At 35.4% G+C, this 16,427-nt stretch carries 14 protein-coding genes and 3 pseudogenes; 14 read left to right on the top strand and 3 right to left on the bottom strand.

Annotated elements, in window-relative coordinates; genetic code table 11:
* Positions 1-34: 34 nt before the first annotated feature.
* The 5 genes and pseudogenes from LQ203_RS06110 to LQ203_RS06090 all read left to right on the top strand — a co-directional run bounded on the left by LQ203_RS06110 (position 35) and on the right by LQ203_RS06090 (position 2,978).
* Positions 35-515 (top strand): annotated as a pseudogene (locus LQ203_RS06110) (DUF2975 domain-containing protein).
* Positions 516-525: 10 nt separating this feature from the next.
* Positions 526-750: pseudogene (locus tag LQ203_RS06105) on the top strand (helix-turn-helix transcriptional regulator).
* Entirely contained in the window at positions 747-1,184 is a 438-nt protein-coding gene (locus tag LQ203_RS27655; RefSeq protein WP_356714003.1) for an HNH endonuclease, read from the top strand. Before LQ203_RS06105 ends, LQ203_RS27655 begins: the two are co-directional and overlap by 4 nt.
* 905 nt (positions 1,185-2,089) lie before the next feature.
* Positions 2,090-2,329: a hypothetical protein gene (locus LQ203_RS06095; protein ID WP_230156573.1), complete on the top strand. Its 240-nt coding sequence runs from the start codon at positions 2,090-2,092 to the stop codon at positions 2,327-2,329.
* 232 nt (positions 2,330-2,561) lie between these two features.
* Positions 2,562-2,978, top strand: a complete 417-nt coding sequence (locus tag LQ203_RS06090) for a hypothetical protein (RefSeq protein WP_230156571.1) — start codon at positions 2,562-2,564, stop codon at positions 2,976-2,978.
* A 995-nt stretch (positions 2,979-3,973) separates the two neighbouring features.
* Here the strand turns inward: LQ203_RS06090 and LQ203_RS06085 are convergent.
* Positions 3,974-4,456 carry a DUF456 family protein gene (locus LQ203_RS06085; protein WP_230156570.1) on the bottom strand — a complete coding sequence of 161 codons (483 nt, stop codon included), beginning with the start codon at positions 4,454-4,456 and terminating at the stop codon, positions 3,974-3,976.
* An 859-nt stretch (positions 4,457-5,315) separates the two neighbouring features.
* Positions 5,316-6,074: a GTP cyclohydrolase II gene (locus LQ203_RS06080; protein ID WP_230156569.1), complete on the bottom strand. Its 759-nt coding sequence runs from the start codon at positions 6,072-6,074 to the stop codon at positions 5,316-5,318.
* Between the two features lie 481 nt (positions 6,075-6,555).
* Here LQ203_RS06080 and LQ203_RS06075 point away from each other — a divergent pair, with 481 nt between their 5' ends.
* From LQ203_RS06075 to LQ203_RS06050, 6 genes are all read left to right on the top strand, one after another.
* Positions 6,556-7,455 carry an ABC transporter ATP-binding protein gene (locus LQ203_RS06075; protein ID WP_230156568.1) on the top strand — a complete coding sequence of 300 codons (900 nt, stop codon included), beginning with the start codon at positions 6,556-6,558 and terminating at the stop codon, positions 7,453-7,455.
* The gene (locus LQ203_RS06070; protein ID WP_230156567.1) at positions 7,448-8,698 is read left to right on the top strand and encodes an ABC transporter permease; all 1,251 of its coding nucleotides are present in this window, start codon (positions 7,448-7,450) and stop codon (positions 8,696-8,698) included. Before LQ203_RS06075 ends, LQ203_RS06070 begins: the two co-directional genes overlap by 8 nt.
* A 199-nt stretch (positions 8,699-8,897) precedes the next feature.
* Positions 8,898-9,200, top strand: coding sequence for a hypothetical protein (locus LQ203_RS06065; RefSeq protein ID WP_230156566.1), 303 nt, complete (start codon positions 8,898-8,900; stop codon positions 9,198-9,200).
* 265 nt (positions 9,201-9,465) lie between these two features.
* Positions 9,466-10,749 carry a cellulase family glycosylhydrolase gene (locus LQ203_RS06060; RefSeq protein WP_230156564.1) on the top strand — a complete coding sequence of 428 codons (1,284 nt, stop codon included), beginning with the start codon at positions 9,466-9,468 and terminating at the stop codon, positions 10,747-10,749.
* 90 nt (positions 10,750-10,839) lie between these two features.
* Entirely contained in the window at positions 10,840-11,487 is a 648-nt protein-coding gene (locus LQ203_RS06055; protein WP_230156562.1) for a response regulator transcription factor, read from the top strand.
* Complete coding sequence (locus tag LQ203_RS06050) at positions 11,471-12,862, top strand: HAMP domain-containing sensor histidine kinase (RefSeq protein WP_230156558.1); 1,392 nt, start codon at positions 11,471-11,473, stop codon at positions 12,860-12,862. Before LQ203_RS06055 ends, LQ203_RS06050 begins: the two co-directional genes overlap by 17 nt.
* Before the next feature lie 134 nt (positions 12,863-12,996).
* Here LQ203_RS06050 and LQ203_RS06045 read toward each other — a convergent pair.
* A pseudogene (locus tag LQ203_RS06045) lies at positions 12,997-14,306 on the bottom strand (IS1182 family transposase).
* Between the two features lie 395 nt (positions 14,307-14,701).
* Between LQ203_RS06045 and LQ203_RS06040 the strand changes: the two are divergent.
* From LQ203_RS06040 to copZ, 3 genes are all read left to right on the top strand, one after another.
* Positions 14,702-15,586, top strand: a complete 885-nt coding sequence (locus tag LQ203_RS06040; protein ID WP_230156556.1) for a glucosaminidase domain-containing protein — start codon at positions 14,702-14,704, stop codon at positions 15,584-15,586.
* Positions 15,587-15,791: 205 nt separating this feature from the next.
* Positions 15,792-16,139, top strand: a complete 348-nt coding sequence (locus LQ203_RS06035; protein ID WP_290370534.1) for a metal-sensitive transcriptional regulator — start codon at positions 15,792-15,794, stop codon at positions 16,137-16,139.
* Between the two features lie 14 nt (positions 16,140-16,153).
* Entirely contained in the window at positions 16,154-16,360 is a 207-nt protein-coding gene (gene copZ / locus LQ203_RS06030; protein WP_230156554.1) for a copper chaperone CopZ, read from the top strand.
* Positions 16,361-16,427 lie beyond the last annotated feature (67 nt).

Here is a 16,427-nt window from a genome sequence, read left to right as displayed (position 1 = left end):
GGTTTGAGAAAATTTAATTAACGAGGTACTTTTTATGAAACAAGTTACGACACTCTTTTTAAAGCTAGCTGTTATTTTTATGGGAATCCCAGTTCTTGCATTGTGCATATTTTTAGTGCCCCATATGGCGAATTTCGCAGCAAAATTGTATACAAATATTGCCCCAATGAAATATCTCGTTTTCATCGTGATGTATGGAGCGGCTGTGCCTTTTTACTTTGCTCTCTATCAGGCTTTCAATCTTTTACGGTACATTGACGAGCACACAGCGTTCTCGGAATTATCTGTAAAGGCGTTAAAGAACATAAAGTGCTGTGCGATTACAATCAGTGGTTTGTATGTATTAGGTTTGCCACTCTTTCATTTTATAGCGAAGAAAGTTGACCCGTCCTATTGTATTAATGGGACTCATCATCATTTTTGCTTCGTTGGTTATCGCCGTTTTTGCAGCTATCCTCCAACGGCTTCTACAAGAAGCGATTAACATAAAATCAGAAAATGATTTGACGGTCTGAGGTGGAGGATATGGCAATTATTATTAATATTGATGTGATGTTAGCAAAACGAAAAATGAGCGTAACGTAGCTTTCTGAGAGGGTTGGTATTACTATGGCGAATCTTTCCATTCTGAAAAATGGGAAAGCAAAAGCGGTTCGTTTTTCAACATTAGAAGCGATATGTAAGACTTTGGATTGTCAGCCGGGTGATATTTTGGAGTTAAATTCTCAATGGAATTCTCTGAGTAAATAACATCAATAAACGCAATTTTAGAGTACGGTTTTAGTTCCATAGGTAATGTACTACGTAAACTTAACGAAATTGATCGTATAGGGTTTACGGAAGATGACGAAGGTTTTCCAGAAGGAAAGGTTAAATTAAAGCAGCATCTAGTACGTGAAAGAAACCCCCTTGTTATTAAACTTGCAAAGGAACGATTCTTACAACAGCACGGTAAGTTATTTTGCGAAGTATGCGAGTTTGATTTCCAACAATATTACGGTGAACTAGGACATGGTTATATAGAAGGTCATCATACGAAACCTGTATCGGAAATGGACGATAACCAAGAAACAAAGGTAGAGGATATCGCCCTAGTATGTGCTAACTGCCACCGTATGCTACACCGTAAACGACCGTGGTTATCAACAAGTGAACTAAAGCAACTACTACATATGCAACGGTAAACAAAAGGCCATGGATTTCATAGGGTCCATGGCTTTTCCTATATAATAAGTAAATTTATATACTAATCTAAAGTAAGAAGCTGTCTTATTATAGTGTAAATAAAACCTAAGTTTCAACTTTCGTTTAGGTTTCAGCTAGGTTCAGATTGAAGGAAGAAGATTTCTAAAAAAACGTTCACATCACTGCCCCCATCATTTCGATTTAAAAGTGAATATGAAATAAATGTTCAAGAATCACTAAATAAAAATGTTTAGTGTGGAAAAGAGTTGCTGAAAGTGTTAATACATATCTACCTAAAGTCTAATTCATTGAAAGATATTTGATTTATGAAAGGACTGTTAAACACTTAAAAATCAAGGGTTTGATAAATATAATAATGGTGGCAAGTTGGTGGCAGCCTGGTGGCAAAACCAATCATTTTGCCACCAATTACATCTGTTTAAATCCTACATAGAAAAAATATTAGCCTATTAAATCAACGTTTTCCAACTAGATCTGTTATAATCCGATTCGCTCTTCCTCCTTGACAAGGAAGGGGTCGTGGGTTCGAATCCCTCACAGGTCATCAACTACCAAAGACTCAAATCCTTGATATAACAGGGGTTTGGGTCTTTTTTTGCTTTTAAAGTTATAGTTCGTTTTGTTTTATTTACTGGCGGATAGAGAAAAGGAGTAAAACGTATTACAGGACAATAATTTGAAATAATTAATATTTCAAAGAACTGTGGGTTAAGCCTCTTGCTTATTCAGCTATAGATGGAGGTTAAAAAGAATACCATCTTTTTGGCTTTTCTTTAAAAGGTACATAATCATATTCTTCGGTAAAATACACTTTACTATAATGTGTTGGGTTACCTTTACTACCAAATACTATGCACGGGAATACTTCTTGGAAGCTCTGAACATGACGCATAAAGACTATGCAAAATATTGGCAAACGATGAAAGACTTCAGAGATAAATTTTCAGCTCACAGAGAGAGTGGTTACAACGAACCTGTCCCCTACTTTGATTTTGCGTATAATGTAGCACTTCATTACGTTTCTTGGCTTGAAAAGTATAATACAATGCCTTCACTTGATATGATGGTAGAACAATATCATGAAGAATTACAACCAATGATAGAAAGTTTTAAAGTGAAATAAATAGTAGGAGGAAAGTATGGAAGAGTAATTAAAAGCAAATTTCTTTCCTTTTAGGGGATTAATCACACTTTTCGTAGGACTTACACTCCACTTCAGTATTATATAGTAAATATTTCCTTTATTTTTAACTGTGTGATTTTAATATCTCAACAGTTTATTATATTGATAAAGGAAGAATAACTTAATCTAACACTATAATGAAGTAAGTCTTTAAAAGGGAAGTGATAGTTAAATGCTTTATATAAGCGATATCGAAAAGATAATTAATAACACATTAAATGAGCACAAATTGGATATTATTTATGAATTTGACAATAATCTAAGTGCACCTATGAGTTATAACGTATCGACCAATACTATAAAATTCAATTACCTTCAAGTTAGCGGTTATAAAGGGAAAATTAGAATTAAAGAGACAGAGGAAGACTTTGTTAAAATTATTCTTTATCGTATGCTTGGTTATTATTTAGATTTTAAGAAAAACAAACATGATTTAAGGATTTTAATGTATGGTCACGAAGAAGAAAAAGAAAAGCTAAAATCTGAAATAGAAACGAATGCTTGGGATTATGGGAGAACATTAATACCTGAACAACTATTGGAGTCATATGATAAAGTTCGTGAATTAGATAAAATGCTAATAAATTAATGTACTCTAAGAAAATGGAGACCCGACTTTAAACTAAAACAAGAAAAAGAAGCCTTCTTGGAGAATCTCTCTGGAGCTGACTTTTGAGTGAGAAATTAAACTGATATCCAATAAGACAAGACCCAGAAAAAGAGGAGTTGTCTTAGAAAGCTTGATAAATAAACAATTAGAAAATGAAGTTCAAAGTTCGTGCTCAATTTTTAAGAGAAAACATGGAATAGCATATCGATTACTTGTCTAAAGAAATACACTGGACTGAACATACTTCTGAAGAAAGGTTTTAATGAACAACATATACTAGATAAAGAGGAAAGAGAATTATTGTTGAAGTAGGCTAAAGAGAACGATTGCGTAGCTAAGTATTATGACCTGCTCATCCAACAATTTGTTCATAGCAGTAATTTCGATACAGCAAACCATAATTACGATGTTTTTATCCAACCAAACTTGAAGCAGTTTAATCGAGAACAATTTCTTGCTATATATGATGCATTAACAGAAACCGTCAATGTAATGTGCATAGATTTGGACGCTTAGTGCTATCATTGTAAATTCGGTTTTATTAATATTTCCTTTTATATATGATTTTAGGAACAGTGATATTTAGTGTTTAAGTTTTAGATAATACTTGATCTTTCTTCAATTAACAGGTGCTTTACTTCAATAAGAGAGTTGCTGACGTACGGGTGCGTGGGATTTGATCCCGTGAACTAAACTGTCCGACTTCGGAAAAGAGGGTTTGCTCGGAAGGTGGAAAGAATACTCAATTAATGGTCACGGAAATAATAAAAAAAAATGAGCAACGAATACATACAATCAAATATACGATACTTCAGACTTTACCAAGGACACTAACCCAAAATGAAGTTCTTAGAGAAGAAGGCAAATACAAAAAGATAAACTTGGAACAAGAGCTAATGGCTTAAACTTAAATTGAATAGAAAAAGCTGACTGTTGAAAGTCAGCTTTTTCTTATTGTGGCCGTTGACAAATAATTAAAAAATTACCGCTAAAATAAACCAAACAATCATCAATAATTGAATTAATACTTTGGCTAAACTGCCGCCTAAAAAACCGATGATAGTTGCAAACCCAACTTTAGTAGCCTTCATTATATCTTTTTGAATGATTAATTCCGTAACGAGGACTGATACAAACGGTACAAGAATAATTCCAAAAGGAGGTAAGACAAATGAACCAACAATCGTGGCAATAGCTGCTATTGTCTCGGATGTTTTCGATCCACCATACTTTTTAACAAAATAACTATTTGCGATAATGTCGGCCGCGATTAAAACACCGCTCAACACAACCATACTGATCCAGAACCATAAGGATAACTCATCAGAATTAATGAGGAATTGATAAACTGCAAATCCTCCCCAAAGGGCAACAACCGAGGGAATAATAGGATAGACAATTCCTATAAAACTTAAAGCAAATAAGACGATCGTTAATCCCCACCATAAAATATCCAATAAAACTCCACCTTTTCATACTTACGTATCATTAATCTACTAAATTATATTTCTATTTAGGGACAAAAACCATTTATTCTTTTTTTATATATAAAAAGAAGGAGACTTAAGACTTCACCTTTTTTTAAACAAAAGCACTAAATGATAAATGGTATAATTTCAATTTCATTAAATGCTCAAAACGACTAGTATACTTTTCAGATGACCATTTCTCTTATAAAATCCATTTGTTGGGTAATTTGGTATTCTGTTTCTCTTTGATTGCTATTAATTGGAGAGCCGAACCTGATGATGATTATGCACATTTGCTCACATAATTAATTTTTCGCGCTTACCTTATTTTACTGAAATGATTGTAAGGTCTATAGAAACATTATTAAATCAATCTATTTCAGAAATATTTAACGAAGTTAAACTAGACTGATTTCATAAAACAAAATGGACAGGGGAAGGGCTCTTGGGCTAGAGTTTTTTCAAGTATTCATATTTTTAAAGGTTGGAATCTTGTTAATACAAAGGTTTCAGCTTTTTTTGTCGCGTATTTTGAAGCGAGATCAGTCCTTATGTGAACATTGCAATTTTATACTGGATTTTTATTTCTTTCGTTGGGTGCAAGCTTGTACATCTTATTCATATTCGGCAAACTCTTAGGGAAGGGGGATGCGTACTTACCATTATTTCTAAATTAGATCCCTAATTTAGAAATAATGAGATTAACCAGGTTGCCAAACAAAATGATGGGTCAATGATCATTGTGATGATTGGGCATTTTATTTTAAACTTCGTTCTTTAGAAAAACCCCTCGGTTATTCCAAATTCGGAAACATTCGTATAGCCAATTTCATATAAAACAAATCAGTCATTCATTTTTATTATCTTTTAAATGACCTGAACGTACCACTTTAGTTTTTAAATATTTTTCATTAAACTCGGAAATATCTCCCCATAACGGAACTCTGCCTGCAACATTGGCACCTGACTTTTGAAGGGCTTCTAATTTTCTCGGATTGTTGGTGATAAGAGTCACTGGATTAGAGCGCAGGTTTTTTAACACTCGAATGGCGTCATCATAGTTACGTGCATCATCCACAAATCCAAGCTCCAAATTCGCTTCCACCGTATCCAATCCTTTTTCTTGCAGTACATAAGCCATGGCTTTACTAAATAATCCGATCCCTCTTCCTTCGTGATTGGCTAAATAAAATAAAGCACCGGTTCCTTGATTCGCAATCATTTTCATAGCCTGCTTTAATTGAAAGCCACAATCACAGCGTTTGCTGCCAAATATATCGCCAGTATGACAAATACTATGCATACGGATAAGTGCATCGGCGGAATGTTGAAAATCTCCATACAGTAACACACTTGATTGCTGCATTTCCGCTAAATTGGAAGAGGCTAAAGTTTCAATGATCTTTTCCATATTATAAGAGCCATCATTACAAAAATGACCTGCCATATTCTCACATGGTAACCAGCAATACCATTGGAATACAGTTGTTTCGCCATCTAAGTTAACGGGTAATTTTATGGGGCCGACTAAATAAATGGATTTTTCACCATTTTTAATCACGTTAATTTTATCTTCTAATATCATCGCCACTTTTTCATTAATCATATACTTCCTCCTGATGCTACAAAATATTTAGTTTACTGTTTGGCAAAATATTATTTTGGACCATTTATTCTTTATAGTTCTGTTCATATTGTACCCAATCACTCTTTTGTGAATCTTTTGTTTTAAAAAAAGCAAAAGCTCCAAATTACTATAGGGAAATGGTACATAAGGCCATTCAGTTTTTTTCGTGACAGGGTATGTTGGAGACGCTAAGGTATATGAATAGGTCAATTGTAAGCGATAAGAGGAGGGGAAGTTTTCCTAAGGTTGGCAGAAAAAACTATTTGAGTACTGAGCAAACGGAAAACCTTAAAAGCGGTCTTATTGCAATTCTTTTCAAGAGGCTAGGAAGTAGAAATTTTTTCTTGAAATTTGCATATAATCGTAGGAGAAAAGGAGTCATTTCTTTCTTGGTGATAGTTGAAATTGGAAAACATTTCCGATAATATAGTAAAAGAATCATATAATAGGAGGTTGTCCATTGGCTTTACAAATCAAGGAAGTCACGAAAAAATTTGGGGATTTCACAGCTGTCAATCAGCTTGATTTAACGATCCCAGAGAAAGAAATGTTTGGGTTTTTAGGTGGGAACGGAGCGGGGAAAACGACCACATTTAGGATGGTACTCGGCCTGCTTGACCCAACTGAAGGAGAAATAAGTTGGGAGGGTAAGAAAATCGATTATACGAACAGCTCATTGATTGGTTATCTTCCGGAGGAAAGGGGACTATATCCTAAACTGAAGGTGCGCGATCAAATAGTGTATTTGGCTAGATTAAGAGGGATGAATAAAAGGGATGCTTTAAAAGAGCTGGAGTATTGGTTAGACCGCTTTATGGTACCCGAGTACATCGACAAGCGAGTTGAAGAGCTTTCAAAGGGAAATCAGCAAAAAATCCAGCTGATCGCTTCCATGATTCATAAACCTGAATTACTTATTCTCGACGAACCTTTTAGCGGGCTGGATCCAGTTAATGTGGAAATACTGAAGAAAGCGGTCATCGATTTAAGGGACGGCGGGACGACGATCGTTTTCTCGAGCCATCGCATGGAACATGTTGAGGAGATGTGTGAGCATCTATGCATCATGCATAAAGGTTCCCCGGTTGTGGCTGGGAAATTAAAAGAAATTAAGCGTTCTTTTGGTAAAAAGAATGTGTCAATTAAAGCTGATTTTGATTTATCTTTCTTGGATACGTATCCTGGTGTAACAAAAGTTAAGAATACGATGGAAGGGAAAATCCTTCAAGTCACTGGTGAAGATGTAGCCGAGACCATGATTCGTGATCTTGTTCCAAAAGGGTTCGTTCGAAAATTCGAATTGGAAGAACCTTCGCTGACTGATATTTTCATTGAAAAAGTAGGTGCAGTCTATGAATAAATTTTGGATTGTTCTTTCCCATACATATCTATCAAAATTAAAAACGAAATCCTTTATCATTTCTACAATCATTATGATGGCCTTGATTCTTGTTCTTACGAATATTTCGAAGCTTATTGATACATTCGATAGTGATGATCAGGAAAAGGTTGCCGTTATCGATCAAACTGAAAATCGTTTATTTGCTCCTTACAAAAGTGCGGTAGCAGGTGTGAACGAAGATCTCTCAGTACTATCCGCCAAGGATGAAAAGGAAGCGGAGGAAATGGTTAGCGCTGAAGAAATCGTTGGGTATCTGTTAATCGAAAACGATGACAGCGTCGGCTTCAAAGGAACGTATAAAGCGAATCAAATTTCAGATTCCATGGTAAGCAATGATTTGCTTCTCGCACTTACCCAATTGAAAAGTCAAATAACGACGAAGGAACTGAAATTGACGGAGCAGCAAATCGCTCAATTGAATACGCCGCCAGCCTTTGAAACGATTGCGCTTCAGAAAAATGCCAAAACGGAAGAAGACCTGAATCAAGCACGCGGTCTCGTGTATGTGCTCTTATTCGTCATTTACTTCGGTGTATTGATGTATGCAACGATGATTGCAATGGAAGTAGCCACTGAAAAAACATCACGAGTCATGGAAATCCTGATTTCAAGTGTCCCGCCAGTCACGCAGATGTTTGCCAAAATAATAGGGGTAGCTTTGCTTAGTCTTACTCAAATGATTTTATTTTTTGGAGTGGGCTATTTCTCGATTAAACAAAACCTGACAGGTATGAATGAAGGATTCTTTTCATTTTTTGGTTTCGGCAACATCAATATCTCAACGATCATTTATGCGATCATTTTCGCTTTACTTGGCTATCTTCTGTACGCGACTCTTGCGGCATGTCTTGGGTCCGTTGTCAGCAAAATTGAAGATGTCCAGCAAATGATTTCACCGATGACCATGTTGGTGGTCATTGCCTTTATGATTGCAATGTTTGGATTGGGTAATCCTTCAGCCAGTTATATTACGATTACCTCTTTCATTCCATTTTTCACGCCAATGATCATGTTCCTTCGCGTAGGCATGCTCGATGTCCCATTTTGGGAAATCGCCATCAGCATTGCAGTATTGATCTTAACCATTGTTTTACTTGGAATAATCGGAGCAAAAATCTATCGTGGTGGAGTCTTGATGTATGGAAGCTCAAAATCATTGAAAAGCATCATGAATGCATTGCAATTATCAAAGAAACATTAACATGAAACCTGGATCCTTCATTGCCTTTTGGAGGTATTCAGGTTTTTTTAATAAGTTGTGCCCTATAGTCAGCAGTACACACAGTTAATGATAAATAAATATTATGGGATTTATGAAAAAGGATTGAAAAGGAACATAGATATAAGTGAACACAACTAAAATATTCCATTAATGCAACCACGATTAGGAGTGAATTATGATGAGCAATCTGGTAACTTTGACGATAGTATCGGAAGCGTTTCTCTTGCTATCCTTTATCATTATTATTTTATCAACAAGGAATCCGAAATTGAATGTTCTCTTGGTCATCCTACTCATCATTGGAGGTGCACCGCTTCTATATTTAGCCATAGATCATGTGAAAAGCGATTATATGGATGCGAATATCGGATTGGGCCTGGCCTTTATGTTTACCTGGATCTATAGCGTAGTAGCTTTTATCATTGCCATCATTCTTTTAGTGAAAAAGAAAAGGAATCATAATATTTCAAACGGACAGTGATCATCAAATTTAGGGATCTTAAATCAAATAGACAAAAAAACGCTGAGGATACATGTTTCAGCGTTTTTTTGTTTTCGTATTACAGATTTAACTCATTGTTCTGGTTGTTTCCGTGAGTCAAGCAAGATTGTTTCTTACTATATAGGAACCTTACGTAAAGGATGGTTTGTAGGCCAGAGAAATCATTGTGACATTTCTGTAACAAACATTTTCTACAATACATATGAGTGGTGAACTTGAAAAAAATATAGGTTAGGAGAACTACATGAAAATTATTAAAATTTTGATTTCCTTTATATTGACAATGATGGTACTATTCGTATCTGGATGCAGTACGATTAATCCGAAGGAGGAAAAAGAGCTAGAACTAATAGCTGACGACACTTCTAATGGTAAGGTTGGGTTTTGGGCTGAACAGAAAAAGGGGACGAATTTTATGAATTCGAAATCCTTACCTGAAAACTATAAAGCTGCTAATGAGGTTAATATTGAATATATTCGTTTGGCTCCAGATAAATGGGCAAAAGACCATGATTTCTTGTTTAATGACCAGCCTGATGATCAGCCTAAAAAAGATTTTTTAATGGGAAATGCAGATGAATACAAAGGTATCGATGAGGAAGATTTTGCAGAATTGAAGTCAGATCTGGATTCTGCGTATGAACATGGATCTAAGGTTGTATTGACAGTACTAAGTCTTCCAGGAAATCGATGGCGCCAGTTTAATAATTATGAAAATGATGATCGCATATGGAAAGATTTTAGGTATCATCAACAATCCGCTTTATTCTGGAGGGATCTAGCGCTGAGATTGAAGGATCATCCTGCTGTGATAGGATATAACTTGATTAATGAACCACATCCCGAAACGGCATCAGGATTCAATGATTTTTGGTCAGAGGATTATAGTAGGTGGTATAACAAAGTAGAAAATTCAGCAGCAGATTTAAATGAATTGTATAAAACCATTGTACATTCCGTTCGAACTGTGGATAAAGATACACCTATTATCCTGAATTCTGGTCTTTATGCCACACCATGGGCATTTAAATATTTAAAACCAATTAAGGATGATAAAGTTCTATATGCGTTCCATATGTATGAGCCATATGAGATGACAAGTCAAAATAAAAGAAAAGGATTTAAATACAAATACCCTGGCCCAGTGAGAGTTGGAGAAGGAAAAACAGAGAAAACATTTGATAGAAGTGCGTTAAAGGAATTTTTAGAACCTGTTAGGAAGTGGGCAAAAGAAAATAATATACCAGCTAATCGGATCATAGCCGAAGAATTTGGTATTAATCGTAGCGTCGAAGGCTCCGACAGGTATATAGCCGACCTAATATCAGTTTTCAATGAATATGGATGGCATTGGTCCTTTTATGCATTCCGTGAAGATACTTGGGAAGGGATGGATTATCAACTCGGGAATCAGGCACCTAAATGGGAATACTGGGAGGCGGTAGAGAATGGTGAAAAGCCAAACAGAGAAGAAATAGAAGTAAATAATCCGATTTGGAATGTGTTGAAAAAGGAACTTATGAGGTAATAAATTTGATTTGTAATAAAACATAAAAAGAAAGTGAAGTCTTATAATAAGGTTTCACTTTTTTAGGATGTATAAGGAGAGTATTTTCCAATGAATATTTTGATAGCTGATGATGAAAAACGATTGACAGCCATATTGAAGACTTATTTCGAGAAAGAAGGATTTAATGTGTATGTTGCCTTTGATGGTGAAGAGGCTTTGGATCTCTTCTTTTCTAATAAAATCGATTTGGTTGTGTTGGATTGGATGATGCCGAAATTAAACGGTTTGGAAGTTTGTTCCCAAATAAAGAAAATGAGCATGGTGAAAATAGTGATGTTGACAGCAAGGTCTTCTAATGATGATGAATTCAGTGCACTTGATATTGGAGCCGATGAGTATATCCGAAAACCATTTGACCCACGAATCTTGATTCTTAGGGTGAAAAAGATGCTTGGTATGGAAAAAATAGTTGGAATCAGGGACTTGAAAATCGATTTACTTAGAATGAAAGTATATAGAAATGGTAATGAAATTAGCCTTTACAAAAAAGAATTTGAGTTGTTGGCGTTTTTGTATAAAAATAAAGGACAAATATTGTCCAGAGATACCTTGTTATCAATGGTATGGGGTATGAGTTATATCGGTGAAGAAAGAACAGTCGACACACATATTAATAGATTGCGGGATAAGATTGGTGCGCACAACATTCTCACTCATAGGGGATTGGGGTATAGCTTCCATGATAAAGAGCAATAAAATAAGCAATAAATTATTATCCATGGTCAGTATAATAATGGTAATCGTTTTCGGTGTATCTTATTTATTGAACAACTATTTCTTGTCTGATTATTATTTGTATAAAATGAAGCAAAAACTCACTTCAACATATGATGAAATAAATGATTTGAGTATTAATAAGTTAATGGAAATCGAAAATTCCGCCGAAAGTGTTAATAATGTAACAATCGTTATCATTGAAAGCACTGGTAATATCGATGAACTGAATGAGCTAATGCAATTTAGCCTATACAAAGAAAAAATTCCATTGAATAAGTTTTGGATAACGGAAGATACAATAAAAAAGGTTAACGAGGGTAAGACAGTTAAACAGTTATATAATCAAGGGAAAATAAAGTCAAGCTTTCTGACTTTATTGTATGAACAGGAGGGTCATCTTGTTTTAATCGGTACAGTTGTCGTTCATAATACCGATGCAATGAAAATTATCAATCAATTAAATTTTTACTCCATTGTTTTCGGAATCATCATTATCTTATTGTTAGTCGCTTATTATTCTAAAAAAATCATTACTCCATTAGAAAAGCTACAAAGTGTGGCAAAGGATATTGCCAATTTGAACTTTAAACAAGTAAATATAAAGTCGGGAGATGAAATAGAGGAATTATCTCACAGTATCAATGATATGAGCACTCGCTTAAAAAATGCCCATTTCCAATTAGAAATGAAAAATCAAAATTTAAATACATTGGTATCAAACATATCCCATGAAGTAAAAACACCATTATCATTAATACAAGCCTATACAATAGGCATAAAGGATGGCTTTGATGATGGCACATATACGAATGTTATCTTGGAACAAGTGAGAAATACATCCGATATGGTAGATCATTTAATTATGCTTGCTAAAGTTCAAGCCTTGGATGTTAGCAAAGAAATGTTTGATTTAAGAGTGTTTCTCCAAAAGTTAATTTTACATTATAAAGCTCTATTGAATAACGATGGCATAGAAGTTCGCGATCACTTAGATTCAGCTGAGAAATGCATGGTAAAAGCAGATAAAAGACAAATGGATATTGTATTTAACAACCTTATTAGCAACGCCATTAAGTATGGGGAAGAAGACTTTTTTGTCATAACATTGGAGAATGATCTTGACGGCAGTTTGAAATTCGAAATAAAAAATAAAACAACAATAGTAAAAGAAGAACATTTGCAAAATATATGGGATTCTTTTTATGTGATAGAAGAATCGAGAAATAAAGAAATTTCTGGAACGGGATTGGGCTTGGCAATAGTAGCCAATATATTGGCTAAAAATGATTTAAGATATGAAGTTACTTTAAACGGGATGAATATTCATTTTACGATATGGTTTGAAACACAGTAGGGCATCACCACATTGGTGATGCTTCAGTTTGTAGACAAAAGGGGTTCGGAATTAAAAAATTCCGAACCCCTTTTGAAACCCCTTTTGAATTTTCGCCTAAAGTTAAGAGATTGGGGCTCTACGAGCCCACTATGTTAGGCCATTTTTGGATCTTGCCATGTCCAATTGGCCATCTTCTTTAAATTAATGGCAGCGAAAGTAAGCATCGTCTGCATCGATAATTTTTTAAGTCCCCTTAAAGTAGTCCAACGCATACCATGCTTTTCTTTTGCATCTACGAATACAAGCTCAATCGTTTCTTTACGTTTCGCATATATAGGTCTTACATCTTGATGATGACGCAGATGATCTGCTTCTTCCACATGCGTTTGCCAGATATGCCGTGTCACCACTTTTTGATAAACTTTGCTTTCTGTACACTGTGATAAAGATGAGCATATTGTACAGATGTGTTTGGGCGATTTGTACTCGCGATAGCCCTCTTTATTTGTTGTTGAGTACGTTTATAACTCGCCCGAAGGGCAAAGGTAACAATTGTTCGAGGACGTGTATAGGGTAAAGCCGGTATGATTTTTTTGTTAAATAGGTAGTTTGTAATCGCCGGTGTTTTATAAGCTGCATCTGCGGCAACGGCTTCCGGTTTTACAACTTTCTCAATCACTTGTTCAACAAGTGGCTCTAAGATATGACTATCATGTGTATTTCCAGGTGTTACAATCGTTCCTAATACAAAACCGTTGAGGTCTGCGGCCGCGTGGAATGAATAGGCAAACTGTTTTGTTCGTTCATCTTTCACATAGTAGCCACTCTCAGAATCAGTTGTACTTTCTTTTATTCCTTTGGTTTCTTCCTTAACAAATTTATCTGGTGGAAAAGGCTTCTTTCCATGATTTTCACGATCTTGATTTATTTCATCTTGAAGGCGTCCTTGATACGCTCGTGTTTCTTTGCGAACGATTTTCTTTTCAAATTTCCTCTTGTTCGCACTGGCTTTCACATGTGTGGAATCGACGAATATGTGCTCTGCACTTATCAACTTACTATCAGCAGCTGTCATTAAAATGCCATAGAAAATCTGTTCAAACAGGTCTGTATCTTTAAAGCGTCGCTCATAATTTTTCCTGAACGTAGAGAAATGAGGTGCTTTATCATGGAAACCGTAGCCTAAGAACCAACGGTACGCCATATTTGTTTCAACTTCTTCAATCGTTTTACGCATGGAACGAATACCGAAGGTATATTGGATGAATGTCAGTTTCACTAAAATAACTGGATCAATACTTGGGCGTCCTACCTCTGAATACATATCTTTCACCAAGTCATAAATGAAAGTGAAATCAATGGCAGCCTCCATTTTCCGAACCAAATGGTTCGGTGGCACCAGTTGATCTAAAGTAATCATTTCCAGTTGATCTCGCTGAATAGAATCATGTTTAGAAAGCATCCTCATCACCTCAAGTTTTAATACTTCTATTTTAAAACAAAAAAGAATCTAGGCAAAAGGGTTCTATCTAAAAGTTAAAACAAAGTTGATTGGAACGGAAGGAACGAGACTCCTGCGGGAAAAGCGCGTCTAAGGGAGACCCCGCAGGCGAAAGCCGAGGAGGCTCCCGGACCGCCCGCGGAAAGCGAGTGCCTGGAGTGGAAATCAACGTCCAAATTGTAAAAGCAAAAAAAATATTGTAGGCAAACTCGATTTTCATCGAGTTTGTCTACAGTCTGGGGCATCACCACATTGGTGATGCTTTTTTGTCATACTGTTGTGACATATGAAAGGTACTATATAAATTAGAGATGGACTTTCGATGTTCCAAATAAGGGATGAAAAGGGGAAGAAAAGTGAAACGAGCAAGATTAGGAAAAATCATTTTTTTTACATTGATATTGATAGTAGCTCTGAATTTTATAAAATTATTTGATATAAACTCAATTTCTACAGAAAAAATGAAAGAAATTCAAAATGTTGTTGATAAGACAAGTATTGGGAAAATACAAGTGAACTGGAAAGACGTTGCTGCGATAGCGAGTGTGGAATATGCACTAGACACAATGACAAAGCAAGAAATAGAAAAGACGGCAAATTTGTTTATTGAGAAGAAGAAAAATCAATATCGATTGAAAGGGGTTGATGAAGTGATTGAAGCGTTAGCTTATAGTGAAAAACAAAAAAAAGAAGTCAATGCATATTTGAAATATTTAAATGGTGAGACTAGCTCAAATATAGAAAATAATGATAGCGTGCAAGTGAGTTTCATTTCCAGCATAAAAGAGGGGGCCATTGATAATTATAAAGAAAATGGTATTCTTCCTTCTATTACAATAGCACAAGCTATATTGGAATCCGGTTGGGGAAAATCAGAGTTGTCTGTGAAGTATAACAATATATTTGGGATAAAAAGTTATAACTGGGATGGCAAGTCGGCAAATATAAGTACGAGAGAATTTCATGAAGAGAATATTCAAGCTGATTTTAGAGTGTATGATACGATTTCCGATTCTCTCCAAGATCATGCAGCTTTTTTAACTGAAAATCCTCGATATGAAAAGAATGGTTTATTTTCTTCTAAAACTTATACGGAGCAGGCGACAGCATTACAAGAAGCAGGGTATAGTACAATAGAAAATGAAGCGGGCGAGAAAATATATAGTGAGTTATTAATAGAATTGATTAGGCAGTATCAATTACAATTAATTGATAGTGAAGCCCAACTTGGTTATGGTTAATGTTTTAATAAAAATGTATGGATGAACTGCTACTCACCTGTCCCTTATAATGTGAAAGTGAGCTTAGGTGCTTGGCCATATAGTAAGACCAAATCCCAACGAAATGAATAAAGAAATAAAATTGTAGTAAATACTGAACATAAACCACATTCTTTGCATAGGGTAGGAGGGTATGGTATATTAATTTGTGAGGAGGGGATGGGCAATGGATGAAATGATAAAGGGTCAAGATTCGATGAATGAAGAAGAATGCTGTTCGACCTCTTCCCACGGCCGAACGAGTCATCACTCAGAAGCAGTAAAAAAGAATTTAACGACCCGGTTAAATCGTATCGAAGGTCAAATTCGCGGTATAAAGGGTCTTATTGAAAAAGATACGTATTGTGATGATGTGATTACCCAGATAGCTGCTACACAAAGCGCAATGAATAGTGTGGCCAAGATTTTATTAGAGGGCCATCTAAAGAATTGTGTGGTTGAACGGCTGAATGATGGGGATACAGCGGTCATAGATGAAGTGCTTATAACGATTCAAAAATTAATGAAAAAATAAAGGAGTAGTGTGTTATGGAAAATGTAACATTGAATGTAAGTGGAATGTCTTGTGGTCATTGTGTGAATGCCGTTGAAGGAAATGTAGGAAAGCTGTCAGGTGTGGAAAGTGTAAAAGTTCATTTGGATGCAGGAAAAGTAGATGTAGCGTTTGATAAAGAAAAAGTATCACTTGAAAAAATAAAAGAAACAATCGATGATCAAGGATACGATGTCGAGTGATTGATGAGGGTGCTGCCTAAAGCACTTCTTTTTTACAAAAAATTATACCCCATATAGGTATAGAAGG

This window comes from Peribacillus sp. Bi96 (assembly GCF_918698115.1).
Taxonomy (GTDB): Bacteria; Bacillota; Bacilli; order Bacillales; family DSM-1321; genus Peribacillus.
This window is presented reverse-complemented; position numbering and strand designations above follow the sequence as displayed.

Excerpts from the sequence above, each read along its gene's own strand:
- LQ203_RS06095 (WP_230156573.1), top strand. The coding sequence starts at position 2,090 with ATGACGCATAAAGACTATGCAAAATATTGGCAAACGATGAAAGACTTC.
- LQ203_RS06080 (WP_230156569.1), bottom strand. The coding sequence starts at position 6,074 with ATGATTAATGAAAAAGTGGCGATGATATTAGAAGATAAAATTAACGTG.
- LQ203_RS06065 (WP_230156566.1), top strand. The coding sequence starts at position 8,898 with ATGAGCAATCTGGTAACTTTGACGATAGTATCGGAAGCGTTTCTCTTG.
- LQ203_RS06055 (WP_230156562.1), top strand. The coding sequence starts at position 10,840 with ATGAATATTTTGATAGCTGATGATGAAAAACGATTGACAGCCATATTG.
- LQ203_RS06060 (WP_230156564.1), top strand. The coding sequence starts at position 9,466 with ATGAAAATTATTAAAATTTTGATTTCCTTTATATTGACAATGATGGTA.
- LQ203_RS06035 (WP_290370534.1), top strand. The coding sequence starts at position 15,792 with ATGGATGAAATGATAAAGGGTCAAGATTCGATGAATGAAGAAGAATGC.
- copZ (WP_230156554.1), top strand. The coding sequence starts at position 16,154 with ATGGAAAATGTAACATTGAATGTAAGTGGAATGTCTTGTGGTCATTGT.
- LQ203_RS06050 (WP_230156558.1), top strand. The coding sequence starts at position 11,471 with ATGATAAAGAGCAATAAAATAAGCAATAAATTATTATCCATGGTCAGT.
- LQ203_RS06070 (WP_230156567.1), top strand. The coding sequence starts at position 7,448 with ATGAATAAATTTTGGATTGTTCTTTCCCATACATATCTATCAAAATTA.
- LQ203_RS06090 (WP_230156571.1), top strand. The coding sequence starts at position 2,562 with ATGCTTTATATAAGCGATATCGAAAAGATAATTAATAACACATTAAAT.